Source organism: Pseudomonas sp. PDM01 (assembly GCF_014852325.1).
Lineage (GTDB): Bacteria > Pseudomonadota > Gammaproteobacteria > Pseudomonadales > Pseudomonadaceae > Aquipseudomonas > Aquipseudomonas migulae.
Genome location: NZ_JACVBK010000001.1, coordinates 1,005,753 through 1,018,276, shown reverse-complemented (window position 1 = coordinate 1,018,276; position 12,524 = coordinate 1,005,753). Strand labels below are relative to the sequence as shown.

Sequence of the window (12,524 nt, the reverse complement as noted above, 5' to 3'; positions counted from 1 at the left end):
AGACAGGTATTACAGATACACCGCAGTGTCCAATTCGCCGGCAAGTCGGGTCGCCGCATCGCTGGCTCCTACAAGTGGTGTGTTGTATCAGAGGCTGGATTTCTGGATGACCTGCAAACTCATCTGCTCCAGCAGTTTGTTCATGTGAATGAACTGCGCGAAGCGTTTGTCCTGGGTCTGACCATGGAAGAAGCGGTAGTAGATCTGCTGCACGATGCCGGCCAGGCGAAACAGGCCGTAGGTGTAGTAGAAGTCGAAGTTGTCGATCTGGATGCCGGCGCGTTGGGCGTAGTAATCGACGAACTCGCGGCGGGTCAGCATGCCCGGGGCGTGGCTCGGCTGGCGGCGCATCATTTGTACTGGGGCCGGGTCGCCGGCTTCGATCCAGTAGGCGAGGGTGTTGCCCAGGTCCATCAGCGGATCGCCGAGGGTGGTGAGTTCCCAATCGAGTACGCCGATGATCTGCATCGGGTTGTTCGGGTCGAGGATCACGTTATCGAAGCGGTAGTCGTTGTGCACGATGCTTGAGGTCGGGTGATCGGCCGGCATTTTGTCGTTGAGCCAGGCTTTGACCACGTCCCATTGCGGGGCGTCCGGGGTCAGGGCTTTTTCGTAGCGATCGCTCCAGCCTTTGATCTGCCGCGCCACATAACCTTCGGGTTTGCCCAGATCACCGAGGCCATAGGCCTTGTAGTCGACCTGGTGCAGTTCAACGAACTTGTCGATGAAGCTCTTGCACAGGGCTTCGGTTTTCGCCGAATCCAGGCCCAGTTCCGGCGGCAGTTCGGAGCGCAGGATGATCCCGTTGACCCGTTCCATCACATAGAACTCGGCACCGATTACCGATTCGTCAGTGCAGTGCACGTAGGCTTTGGGGCAGTACGGAAAACCGTCGCGCAGTTGATTGAGGATGCGGAATTCGCGACCCATGTCGTGGGCGGACTTGGCCTTGTGGCCAAACGGTGGCCGACGCAGGACAAATTCCTGTTCGGGGTATTCCAGCAGGTAGGTGAGGTTCGACGCACCGCCGGGAAACTGGCTGATTTGCGGCAAACCGCTGAGGCCCGGAATGTGGGCCTTGAGGTACGGATCGATCAGGCTGGCATCGAGTTCTTCGCCGGAGCGGATACGGGTGGACTGGTCAGTAAGCGCCATGCTTATCCCTTCTGCTTATTCTGGAGGCCTGAGACTATTGGCTAATCTAATGTGCACACCCGGCACCGACAACCACGATCAGTCCTTATAGGTGAGCGTGTTGCCGGGCAATCATTGCTTTTGATACACCTGTTTGAATGTTGTCACAGCGCTGCCTGATTCGCATTGGCTGGCAGGGCGACTGGGGTGAGCACCGGTTCACCGGAAAAGAACGCCATCAGGTTGCGCCCGACCAGTTCGACCGTGCCCTGGGTCGCTTCCGGAGACAGTCCCGCGACGTGCGGCGTGAGGATGACATTGCTCAAGACTTTCAAGGCCTCAGGCACCTGAGGTTCGTGGTCGAAGACATCCAGTGCCGCGCCGGCAATGCGTCGCTGTTCCAGTGCGCCGATCAGATCGGCGGTTACCACGACACTGGCCCGAGCGATGTTGACGAGAAAACCGTTGGGACCCAGCGCGTCCAGCACCGGGCGATTGATCAGGTTTCGGGTGCCGATTCCGCCGGGCGTGGCCACCACCAGGAAATCCGTGACGCGGGCCAGTTCGGTCGGTGTCGAACAGAAGCTGTACGGCACATCGCTGCGATGCTGGCGGTTGTGGTAGCTGACCGTCATGTCGAAACCGTTGGCCGCGCGCCTGGCGATGGCCATGCCGACGGCGCCGAGGCCGAGGATGCCCAGGCGTTTGCCGGCGAGGGAAGGGCGCATGATCTTCGGCCACTCGCCCCGTCTTACGGCGGCGTCGCAGCGCGGGATATCACGCACCAGCGAGAGCAGCATCGCCATCGCATGGTCGGCGACCGAAGACGCGTTGACGCCGGCGCCGTTGGTGACGGTCAGGCCCCGGTCGGCGGCGGCTTGCAGGTCGACGTGTTCGTAGCCGGCACCGATCACGCAAATGATCTTCAGCGCCGGCAGCGCGGCTATTTCGTCAGCGTACAAACCTAACGGGCCACGGGTCAGGACCGCATCGATCCGGGCGCCGTGGGTGGCAATGGCCTCGGCGCGTTCGGCGGGGGTCGGTGCCAGAATCAGGTGAAACCCCTGATGCTCCAGAATCGGCAAGTAATCATTGATTGTTTCAACCAGTACCAGAACGGTTGCGGGCATGCTGGGCTCCTGTGACTTGAAAATCCCTAGAGATTGCTGGCTTCAAAGTGCATTGGCAACGATCAAGGTCGCAGCGCTACCAGATGATCATAGCGGAACAGGAGGGAGAGGTTATGGCGCTGTCAAAAAGCTGCGCGCCGCGTCCAGAATCTCATCGGACAATGGTTCGCCACGGGTGGCGCGGGCCAGCGTCAGGGCGCCGACCATCAAGGAGAACTGCACCAGCGCCTGCTGTCGATCGCGTTCGTCATCGCCAGTGTCCATCAGGGGGGCGAACGTGTTGAGCAACGAGTCGAGACCTTCCATGAACGTTTGGCGCAGGCCGCTTTCGGCGGCTTCGTGGCACATGTCACCGGCAAACGCCGTCACCGGGCAGCTGTCGCCCGGATTATCGCGGCTGGCTGCCGACAGGTAGGGTTTGATCAAGGCCTGACGAGCGGCGTTCTTGTCTTCATTGGCGGCGATCCAGTCTTTCCAGCGGTCTGCCGATTGCTGGAATGCGCGGCCACTGGCCTCCTGGGCCAAGGCTTCCTTGGACTCGAAATGCCCATAGAAACCGCCATGGGTCAGGCCTGCTGCCGCCATGACGTCGATGACGCTGATGCCATGCACGCCCCGTTCGCGAAACAGCCGCGTGGCCGCCTCGACGATAATCTCGCGGTTGAGTTCGGCTTGTTTGCGGGAAACACGGGGCATTGGCGGCTCACATAGATAAAGGATGGCGATCAGAGGGCGTACTGGGCAATTCCGTTGCCGAACGACCAGTTCTCTTTTTTCACTTCGACCAGATTAATGAAAACGTCCTCGAGGCGCACCGCCAGTTCAGCGTTAAGGCTCTCGGCGATGGTTTTATAGAGCAGTTTTTTCTGCTCGACGGTGCGGCCTTCGCTCAGGGTGATCTGAATCACCACCAGTTTGTCGCTGCGGTCGATCCCCAGGTACTGCGGGTCAAAGATGAAGTGCTGCTCGTCGTGTTCGGCGAGGATCTGGAAATTATCGTTTTCCGGCACGCCGATGGCGCTGTGCATGGCGGCGTAGATCAACTGCCCGATGCGTTTGGCGTGGGTGGGGTCCTGATGCTTTTTGATGTCGATGCGAACCAGTGGCATGGAAGGTCTCCGGAAGGGATGCGGGTTTACTTAAAATACATGATGGCAAACCTTTATCAAGTCGAAGCTGGCTTTGGCGATGAAGCGTTTGTGCGTGATTGAGGCTCAACCGAAATTGTAGGAGCCGGCTTGCCGGCGAAAGATTTTGGATATTGCGGTTTTCTTCCGTCCGCCATCGCTGGCAAGCCAGCTCCTACAGGGTTGTGTTCGCTGCAGATTTGCTGATCCGCACAACCATTCCTCAGCTAAGTCTTTGCTTCTGTTCATTAATCCCGGAGAATCGCGCCCCTGTTTCGGCCAGGGCGCTGCCTGTCGGATTTTTCCGACTCGTCCTGGCCGGGTAGCAACTGACCGGAATGTGGAGATCCCACCGGATGAATGATCAGGCCAATAGCGTTAACGAACGCTATGTAGCGGCGAACCCTGTCAGCCTTGAGGGCTGGAATCGTCATGACACCACCTGGATGCTCGGCCTGTTTGGCACGGCCATCGGGGCCGGCACCCTGTTTTTGCCGATCAATGCGGGTCTGGGCGGTTTCTGGCCGTTGCTGGTCCTGGCGCTGCTGGCGTTCCCCATGACGTTTTACGCGCACCGTGGCCTGACCCGCTTCGTGTTGTCCGGTCGTGAAGGCGCGGACATCACAGAAGTGGTGGAAGAGCATTTCGGCATCAAGGCCGGTGCGCTGATCACCTTGCTGTACTTCTTCGCGATCTTCCCGATCCTGCTGATTTACAGCGTGGCCCTGACCAACACCGTGGGCAGTTTCCTTGAGCATCAACTGCACATCATGCCGCCACCGCGCGCCGTGCTGTCGTTTGTGCTGATCCTCGGCCTGCTGGCGGTGGTGCGTTGCGGCGAGCAGGTGATCGTCAAGGCGATGAGCCTGATGGTGTATCCGTTCATCGTGGCGTTGCTGTTTCTGGCGGTGTTCCTGATTCCGCACTGGAACGGCGGCATCCTCACCACGGCATCGACGCTGCCTGAGCCGTCGGCGCTGCTGCACACCTTGTGGCTGGCGATCCCGGTGATGGTGTTCTCGTTCAACCACTCGCCGATCATCTCGGCGTTCGCGGTGGACCAGAAGCGTCGCTACGGCGACCACGCGGAAGAGCGCAGCTCGCAGATTCTGTCCCGCGCCCATGTGTTGATGGTGGTGATGGTGTTGTTCTTCGTGTTCAGTTGCGTGCTGACCCTGTCGCCGGCGCAACTGGCGGAAGCGAAGGCGCAGAACCTGTCGATCCTGTCGTACCTGGCCAACCACTTCAGCAACCCGACCATCGCGTTTGCGGCGCCGTTGATTGCGTTTGTGGCGATTTCCAAGTCGTTCCTCGGGCATTACATCGGTGCCAGTGAAGGTCTGAAAGGCCTGATCGTGAAGAGTGGCAAGCGTCCGGCAGCCAAGACGCTGGACCGTATGACCGCGGCGTTCATGCTGGTGGTGTGCTGGATTGTGGCGACGCTGAATCCGAGCATTCTGGGGATGATCGAGACCCTCGGTGGCCCGATCATTGCGGCGATTCTGTTCCTGATGCCGATGTATGCGATCCGCAAGGTGCCGGCGATGGCACGTTTCCGTGGTCAAGCGTCGAATGTGTTTGTGACGGCGGTTGGTTTGGTGGCTATTTCGGCGTTGATTTATTCGCTGAGCGCTTGATTGTTGTTGTTTGCTTGATTGGTTGAGATGACGGCTGATCCGCTTTGCGGGTTGGCCGTTTTTTTTGTGCGCTGGTTTTTTGAGGGGGGGCATATCCGTTGCTGCGGTCACGGCTGCTAATGGTTTCGCCCTTACGGCGAGTCACTTGGAGAAGCGCCAAGTAACCAAGCGCTCTTGCCCCTTTCGTTCGGTGGCTCGCTAATGCTCGCCATACCCTCGCTCCGGTCCTGCTCCGTGGGCCCGCCGCCATCGGCCATCCATGGCCGGGGGCGGCTAACCCGGCATCCATGCCGGGTTGCCCACTGCGCAGAACCTGCGCTCGGCCTCTCGAGGGGGCGCTCAGATCAAAAGCGGAAGGCGAGCTAACGCTCGGCCTGATGAGTGGTGGAAATCAAAAGCGCATGGAATTCCCTGTAGGAGCCGGCTTGCCGGCGAAAATCGTCTGGACAACGCGTTCATTCAGACAGCCCTCGTTATCGTTGACGCCCATCGCCAGCAAGCTGGCTCCTACAATTTTGAGTCGTGTGAACCCAATCCCCGTGTAGGAGCCGGCTTGCTGGCGATAGCGTCCATCCAATCAATAAATTCGTCGACTGACCCACCGCCATCGCCAGCAAGCCGGCTCCTACAGGGGATCGGTGTACATGTCCGGAATGAGTGAGCGCATCAGAGAAGGACAACGCGTACACAAAATGAGCCAGGTCGGCTTTCAGGCCGCCTCGGCGGCTGTGGCGGTAGTCGCCCCCTCGAGAGGCCGAGTGGAGGTTCTGCGCAGTGGGCAACCCGGCATGGATGCCGGGTTAGCCGCGCACGGCCAAGGATGGCCGATCGCGGCGGGCCCACGGAGCAGGACCGGAGCGAGGGCATGCCGAGCCTTAGCGAGGCACCGAACGAAAGGGGCAAATGCCCTTTGGTTACTTTGGGGCTTTTCCAAAGTGACTCGCTGTAAAAGCGAAACCATTAGCGGCCGTTACCAAAAAAACGGATATACACACGGCCAGCGTTTTTATGGCATGGCACCTGATCCAGAACACCTGTCCCCAAGGATAAACAGCTAAGCTGCGGCTGCATCGGCGCGCCGTAAAGCGCCGTCTCTGGAGACGCTACATGGCTCGTACCCCCGGCGCATCGGCGCAACCCCGTGCCGATACACCTGACCGTTGGCTGGATGTACTGGCCGGCCTGTCGATTGCCGGGTTGTTGCTGCCCGAGGCGGTCGCCTATTCCAGCATTGCCGCGTTGCCGCCACAGGCCGGGGTGATTGCCTTGTTTGCCGGGCTGCTGTGTTACGGACTGTTCGGCACCAGCCGGTTCGCCATCGTGTCCGCGACCTCGTCGTCAGCGGCCGTTCTGGCTGCCGCCACCGCCGCGCTGGCCAATGGCGATCCGGCCTTGCGTATGAGTCTGGCGATCGGCCTGGTGCTGATGACCGGAGGTTTCTTCCTGTTGGCCGGGTTATTCAAGCTCGGCAGCGTCACCTCATTCATCGCCAAACCGGTGCTGCGCGGCTTTGCAGTGGGGCTGGCCGTGACCATCATCCTCAAACAAGTGGCGAGCATCGTCGACGTCCACTTGAGCACCGGCAACCTGATCCGTTTCCTGCCGCAACTGCTGGAGCAGTGGCCGCAGTGGAATAAAGTCGGGGCATTGGTCGGGGCGGTGGCGTTGCTGGTGTTGTGGCTGTGCGCGCGGGTCAGGCGTTTGCCTGGCGGTTTGCTGGTGGTGACGCTCGGCATCGCGGCGGGCCAATGGCTGAACCTGCCAGCCTACGGGGTCAAGCTGATCGGCGTCATCGATCTGAGCCTCGAAGTGCCGCAGCTCCCGGTGTTGCCGTTCACTGACTGGTTGCGCTTGGGTGAACTCGCGTTCGCCATGGTGATGATCCTGTATGCCGAGTCTTACGGCTCGATCAGCTCGTTTGCGCTCAAACACGGCGACCGGGTGTCTTCCAACCGCGATCTGCTGGCCCTCGGTGCGGCCAATCTTTTATCGGGACTGTTTCATGGCATGCCCGCAGGCGCTGGTTATTCTGCGACATCGGCCAATGAAGCGGCGGGGGCCGGTTCGCGTCTGGCCGGGATTGTGGCGGCCGGGGTGGTACTGCTCATCGTCCTGACGGTGTTGCCGTGGATCGCCCTGACTCCCGAGCCGGTGCTGGCTGCCATCGTCATTCATGCCTTGGCCCGTGGCTTGAGCCTGCAACCGTTGGGCCGGTATTTCATCTGGCGTCGCGACCGCCTGCTGGTGATTTGCGCGGTGGCAGCAGTGCTGGTGCTGGGCGTGCTGGACGGCTTGCTGCTGGCAGTGGCGATCAGCGTGGTGCTGATGCTCAAGCAGATGTCGTCGGCGGACATCCAGGTGTTGGGGCAAATGGCCGGAGGTCACGATTTTATTGACCTGCAACGACATCCCGACGCGAAGGAAATCCCCGGTGTGCTGATCGTGCGGCCCAGCGAGGCGCTGTTTTTCGCCAATGTGGAGCGCATTCTCGGTGGTGCATTGCGCCTGGCGAGGCACGCGGAGCCGCCGGTGCATACGGTTATCCTCAGTCTCGAAGAGTCGCCCGATCTGGACGGCACCAGCATCGAAGCGCTGGAAGCGTTCTTTTTGCAGGTGCGTGCCGAGGACAAACTGCTGATCCTGGCGCGGCTCAAGCATCAGGCAAAAGCGGCGCTGTCGAAGTTGCCGGCGCAGGAACTGGAGCAGGTGATTCTCAGCGGCCTGAGTGTCGATGTTGCCGTCCAGCAAGCCCTTAAGCTATCCGCATAACCCTGTGGGAGCGAGACCGGCTTGCCGGCGATAGCGGAGGATCAGTCAACATCGATATGAATGTACTACCGCTATCGCGAGCAGGCTCGCTCCCACAGGGGATTGGTGCAAACCTTTCGGGCATAAAAAAACGCCGCTCATCTCACGATGGGCGGCGTTTTTTACAGCGTTGTAACGTTAGGCTTGAACGACCGGGATATTGGCGTTCGCAGCAACTTCACGGAACTCGGCGATCTGGTCGAAGGACAGGTAGCGGTAAACATCAGCCGCCATGCTGTCGATCTTGCCAGCGTATTCCATATACTCCTCGACGGTCGGCAGGCGACCCAGGATGGACGCAACGGACGCCAGCTCGGCCGAAGCCAGGTAGACGTTCGCGCCGTCACCCAGACGGTTCGGGAAGTTACGGGTCGAAGTCGACACAACAGTCGAGTTCGGCTCTACACGTGCCTGGTTACCCATGCACAGCGAGCAGCCTGGCATTTCCATGCGTGCGCCAGCCTTGCCGTAGATGCCGTAGTAGCCTTCTTCGGTCAGTTGGTGAGCGTCCATCTTGGTCGGCGGCGACAGCCACAGACGGGTTGGCAGCTGACCCTTGACCTGATCAAGCAGTTTACCGGCAGCGCGGAAGTGACCGATGTTGGTCATGCACGAACCGATGAACACTTCGTCGATCTTCTCGCCAGCAACGCTGGACAGCAGACGGGCGTCGTCCGGATCGTTCGGCGCGCAGAGCACAGGCTCTTTGATGTCGGCCAGGTCGATTTCGATGACTTCAGCGTATTCGGCGTCAGCATCGGCAACCATCAACTCTGGGTTGGCAACCCAGGCTTCCATCGCTTGAGCGCGACGTTCCAGGGTACGTGCATCGCCGTAGCCTTCGCCGATCATCCAGCGCAGCAGGGTGATGTTGGAGTTCAGGTACTCGGTGATCGACTCTTTCGACAGCTTGATGGTGCAACCGGCAGCCGAACGTTCAGCCGAGGCGTCGGACAGCTCGAAAGCCTGTTCGATGCTCAGGTTGTCCAGGCCTTCGATTTCCAGGATGCGGCCGGAGAAGGCGTTCTTCTTGCCTTTCTTCTCGACAGTCAGCAGGCCAGCCTGAATCGCGAAGTAAGGAATGGCGTGAACCAGGTCGCGCAGGGTGACGCCCGGTTGCATTTTGCCTTTGAAGCGCACCAGGATCGATTCCGGCATGTCCAGCGGCATAACGCCAGTGGCGGCGGCGAACGCTACCAGACCGGAACCGGCCGGGAACGAAATGCCCATCGGGAAACGGGTGTGCGAGTCACCACCGGTACCGACGGTGTCCGGCAGCAGCATGCGGTTCAGCCAGCTGTGGATGATGCCGTCGCCCGGACGCAGGGAAACGCCGCCGCGGGTCATGATGAAGTCTGGCAGGGTGTGGTGGGTGGTCACGTCGATCGGCTTAGGGTAAGCCGCGGTGTGGCAGAAGGACTGCATTACCAGATCGGTCGAGAAGCCCAGGCACGCCAGGTCTTTCAGTTCGTCACGGGTCATCGGACCGGTGGTGTCCTGAGAGCCGACGGTGGTCATTTTCGGTTCGCAGTAGGTGCCAGGACGAACGCCTTTGCCTTCTGGCAGACCGCACGCCTTGCCGACCATTTTCTGTGCCAGGGTGTAGCCCTTGCCGGTGTCGACAGGTGCTTCAGGCAGTTTGAACAGATCGGTAGGGCCCAGGCCCAGTTCAGCACGAGCCTTGTCGGTCAGACCGCGACCGATGATCAGCGGAATACGGCCGCCGGCACGAACTTCGTCCAACAGGACCGGGGTCTTCATTTCGAAGGTGGTCAGGACTTCGTCGGTGCCGTGTTTGCAGACTTTGCCAGCATGCGGGTACAGGTCGATCACGTCGCCCATGTTCATGTTGGTAACGTCGAATTCGATCGGCAGTGCGCCGGCATCTTCCATGGTGTTGTAGAAGATCGGAGCGATTTTGCTGCCGAAGCAGAAACCGCCGGCACGCTTGTTCGGCACGTAAGGAACGTCGTCGCCGAAGAACCACAGCACCGAGTTGGTGGCGGATTTACGCGAAGAACCGGTACCGACCACGTCACCGACGTAGGCGATAGGGAAGCCTTGACCGCGCATTTCTTCGATCTGCTTCATCGGGCCGGTGACACCCTGGACGTCAGGCACGATGCCTTCGCGGGCCATTTTCAGCATGGCGAGGGCGTGCAGCGGGATGTCCGGGCGGGACCAGGCGTCCGGAGCAGGGGACAGGTCGTCGGTGTTGGTTTCGCCGGTGACCTTGAACACGCGCAGGCTGATCTTGTCGGCCAGGACAGGGCGGTTGCGGAACCACTCGCCGTCAGCCCAGGACTGGATCACGCCTTTGGCGTGTTCGTTGCCGTTGCGGGCTTTTTCCGCGACGTCGTGGAACGCATCGAACATCAGCAGGGTGTGCTTGAGCTGAGCGGCAGCGACAGCAGCCAGTTCGGCGTTGTCGAGCAGGTCAACCAGGGTCACGATGTTGTAGCCGCCCTGCATGGTGCCGAGCAGTTCTACAGCGCGTTTCTTGTCGATCAGAGGGGAAGTGGCTTCGCCTTTGGCCAGGGCAGACAGGAAACCTGCCTTTACATAGGCCGCTTCGTCCACGCCAGGCGGAATGCGATTGGTGATCAGGTCAACGAGGAAAGCTTCTTCGCCAGCCGGGGGATTCTTCAGCAGCTCAACCAGGCCTGCAGTTTGTTCGGCGTTAAGCGGCTGGGGAACGATACCCAGTGCTGCACGCTCTTCGATATGTTTGCGGTAGGCTTCAAGCACAGTTATTACCCTCATCAGTGGTCCCAAATGGGTGTCCGGGACGCTCATCCCGAAATTGCCGTACTCATGCGCTGCGTGGCGTTGTGGGCCACTTAGCCAGAATTACCGACAATTCCTTACAGAAGCTGCTTTCAAAGTTTTACGCCTGCAGAACGGGGAGCTGATGAGGGTTGGCGTTGGGCTTTTCCCCGCTGGAAAAACCCTTCGCCAACACCGCTCTGAAGGAACGACTGTGCTCGTGACGCTTTGAAAACAGCTTCTAACGGACATTGGCGCCTTAAAAGGCTGGCTGATTCTACGGCAAAAAAAATTTAAAGGTAAGTTGGGCTCTCAACTTTGAGGGGTGATGAATGTTAGACAAAGGGCTAACATGCCCGCCTGTTCTGCTTTCCCGTGCTTTGTTGACCTATGCCCAATCAGACCATCAAGACCCCCTGCGTCGGCCTTTGCTCCACTGTTTACGGTGACTTGGTCTGCCGTGGCTGCAAGCGTTTCCACCATGAAGTGATCAACTGGAACGGTTACAACGAGGAGGAAAAACGCGCGGTATGGCTGCGGCTGGAGCAACTGTTGTCCCAGGTGATGGCCAGCAAACTGGAGGTTTTCGATCCCCAGCGCCTGCGTCTGCAACTGGAGCAGCGCAAGATTCGCTTCGTGCCGCATCAGTCGGAATATTGCTGGGCCTATCAGTTGATCGCCCGAGGCGCGCGGGTGATCAACAATCTGGAAGCCTACGGGATGGTGTTGATGCCGGAGTTTCGCGACTGGAACCTGCCGGAGCTGCGGGATGCGATTGATCGGGAGTTCTTTTTGCTCTCCGAGGCGCATTACCAGCGTTACATCGCGCCCGGGTTCCTCAAGGAAGCGTTCGGTGGTTAACCTTTAAAAGCTTCGCGGGCAAGCCTCGCTCCTACAGGTGAACACGTAACCCTGTAGGAGCGAGGCTTGCCCGCGAAGGCGCCCTGATGGGCACCGCAAATCTCAATGATGAGACACCATCTCTTCCAGATGATCCTCAATTTCCTGCGGCTTCAACACCAGCACATCGCTCTCCACCGCATCCAACACCACCTCCGCCGTATTGCCGATCAACGCGCCGGATATCCCGGACCGCGCCACCGTGCCAATCACGGTCACCGATGCGCCCAACGTGTGGGCCATGTACGGAATCAACACATCCGCCGGACCTTCCGCGATATGCAGGTGCTCATTGTCAATGTCGAACTCGGCTTGAAACGCTATGCACTGTTCGCGGTAACGCGCCTCGATGGTTTCGCTGAGCTGCAACGTAGGGTCCGCCGCCGACAGCATCGGTGAAGGATGAGCGCTGACCACATGCAGATGCGCCTTGGCCAGACTGGCGATGTCATAACCGTGATCGATGATGATGTTGTGCAGGTGACGGTGTTCGTCATCGGTATTGCCGACATCAATCGCCGCCAGGACCACACCGCCTGCCCAGGGTTTCGAGGTTTTCACCAGCAGCACCGGAGTCGGACAGTAACGCAGCAGTTTCCAGTCCGCCGGGGTCAGCAGGGCTTTTTTCAATGAGCTGTCGGGGTAATGCTGCTTGATCACCAGCCCGCAACCTTCGGCTTGCTGCACATCGACGATGGTTTCGTGCAGGCTTTCGTTCCACGCCTGCTCGGTGGTCACGCTGTAGCCATCCGCGAGCAGTGCTGCCTTGAGCACGCCAAGCATGCCGCTATGGTCATGCTTGCGGTCGCACACCAGCAGATGCAGATGAGCCTGGGTTACCCCGGCAATCAGCTTGGCCCGTTTGAGCGCCAGGCTTTCCGAGTGTTCGGGTTCGATGACCACCAGAATGCTGCGAATGGCTTGCATGATCGGGATCTCCAGAGGGAAAAAAAGCATGGCGTTGCACAACTATAGTTGCTGGTCGCGCATCCGGGACTTGATACATATCAACGGTCGTGGCT

General features: G+C 59.7%; 9 protein-coding genes. 3 read left to right on the top strand and 6 right to left on the bottom strand.

Going from position 1 to position 12,524, the window contains the following annotated elements; translation table 11 throughout:
• Nucleotides 1-87: 87 nt before the first annotated feature.
• From IB246_RS04510 to IB246_RS04495, 4 genes are all read right to left on the bottom strand, one after another.
• Entirely contained in the window at nt 88-1,155 is a 1,068-nt protein-coding gene (locus IB246_RS04510; RefSeq protein ID WP_008036793.1) for a phosphotransferase family protein, read from the bottom strand.
• A gap of 143 nt (nt 1,156-1,298) precedes the next feature.
• Nucleotides 1,299-2,264, bottom strand: coding sequence for a 2-hydroxyacid dehydrogenase (locus IB246_RS04505; protein WP_008036794.1), 966 nt, complete (start codon nt 2,262-2,264; stop codon nt 1,299-1,301).
• Nucleotides 2,265-2,375: 111 nt separating this feature from the next.
• Entirely contained in the window at nt 2,376-2,960 is a 585-nt protein-coding gene (locus IB246_RS04500; protein WP_008036802.1) for a TetR/AcrR family transcriptional regulator, read from the bottom strand.
• A 29-nt stretch (nt 2,961-2,989) separates the two neighbouring features.
• Nucleotides 2,990-3,373, bottom strand: a complete 384-nt coding sequence (locus IB246_RS04495; RefSeq protein WP_008036811.1) for a tautomerase family protein — start codon at nt 3,371-3,373, stop codon at nt 2,990-2,992.
• 374 nt (nt 3,374-3,747) lie between these two features.
• On the opposite strand from IB246_RS04495, the gene IB246_RS04490 reads away from it, so the two are divergent.
• Together IB246_RS04490 and IB246_RS04485 are read left to right on the top strand one after the other, a co-directional pair.
• Nucleotides 3,748-5,028: an HAAAP family serine/threonine permease gene (locus tag IB246_RS04490; protein WP_008036815.1), complete on the top strand. Its 1,281-nt coding sequence runs from the start codon at nt 3,748-3,750 to the stop codon at nt 5,026-5,028.
• Nucleotides 5,029-6,135: 1,107 nt separating this feature from the next.
• Entirely contained in the window at nt 6,136-7,797 is a 1,662-nt protein-coding gene (locus IB246_RS04485) for a SulP family inorganic anion transporter (protein ID WP_008038192.1), read from the top strand.
• A gap of 177 nt (nt 7,798-7,974) precedes the next feature.
• Here the strand turns inward: IB246_RS04485 and acnB are convergent, their stop codons facing one another.
• Nucleotides 7,975-10,584, bottom strand: a complete 2,610-nt coding sequence (gene acnB, locus IB246_RS04480; RefSeq protein WP_032832425.1) for a bifunctional aconitate hydratase 2/2-methylisocitrate dehydratase — start codon at nt 10,582-10,584, stop codon at nt 7,975-7,977.
• A 408-nt stretch (nt 10,585-10,992) separates the two neighbouring features.
• On the opposite strand from acnB, the gene IB246_RS04475 reads away from it, so the two are divergent.
• Entirely contained in the window at nt 10,993-11,463 is a 471-nt protein-coding gene (locus tag IB246_RS04475; RefSeq protein WP_008038194.1) for a DUF1289 domain-containing protein, read from the top strand.
• 102 nt (nt 11,464-11,565) lie between these two features.
• Here IB246_RS04475 and IB246_RS04470 read toward each other — a convergent pair whose 3' ends face one another.
• The gene (locus IB246_RS04470) at nt 11,566-12,429 is read right to left on the bottom strand and encodes a universal stress protein (RefSeq protein ID WP_008028696.1); all 864 of its coding nucleotides are present in this window, start codon (nt 12,427-12,429) and stop codon (nt 11,566-11,568) included.
• Nucleotides 12,430-12,524 lie beyond the last annotated feature (95 nt).

Bases quoted from the DNA above. Each gene is read 5' to 3' on its own strand.
- IB246_RS04485 (WP_008038192.1), top strand. From the start codon at position 6,136: ATGGCTCGTACCCCCGGCGCATCGGCGCAACCCCGTGCCGATACACCT.
- IB246_RS04495 (WP_008036811.1), bottom strand. From the start codon at position 3,373: ATGCCACTGGTTCGCATCGACATCAAAAAGCATCAGGACCCCACCCAC.
- IB246_RS04510 (WP_008036793.1), bottom strand. From the start codon at position 1,155: ATGGCGCTTACTGACCAGTCCACCCGTATCCGCTCCGGCGAAGAACTC.
- IB246_RS04500 (WP_008036802.1), bottom strand. From the start codon at position 2,960: ATGCCCCGTGTTTCCCGCAAACAAGCCGAACTCAACCGCGAGATTATC.
- IB246_RS04505 (WP_008036794.1), bottom strand. From the start codon at position 2,264: ATGCCCGCAACCGTTCTGGTACTGGTTGAAACAATCAATGATTACTTG.
- IB246_RS04470 (WP_008028696.1), bottom strand. From the start codon at position 12,429: ATGCAAGCCATTCGCAGCATTCTGGTGGTCATCGAACCCGAACACTCG.
- IB246_RS04490 (WP_008036815.1), top strand. From the start codon at position 3,748: ATGAATGATCAGGCCAATAGCGTTAACGAACGCTATGTAGCGGCGAAC.
- IB246_RS04475 (WP_008038194.1), top strand. From the start codon at position 10,993: ATGCCCAATCAGACCATCAAGACCCCCTGCGTCGGCCTTTGCTCCACT.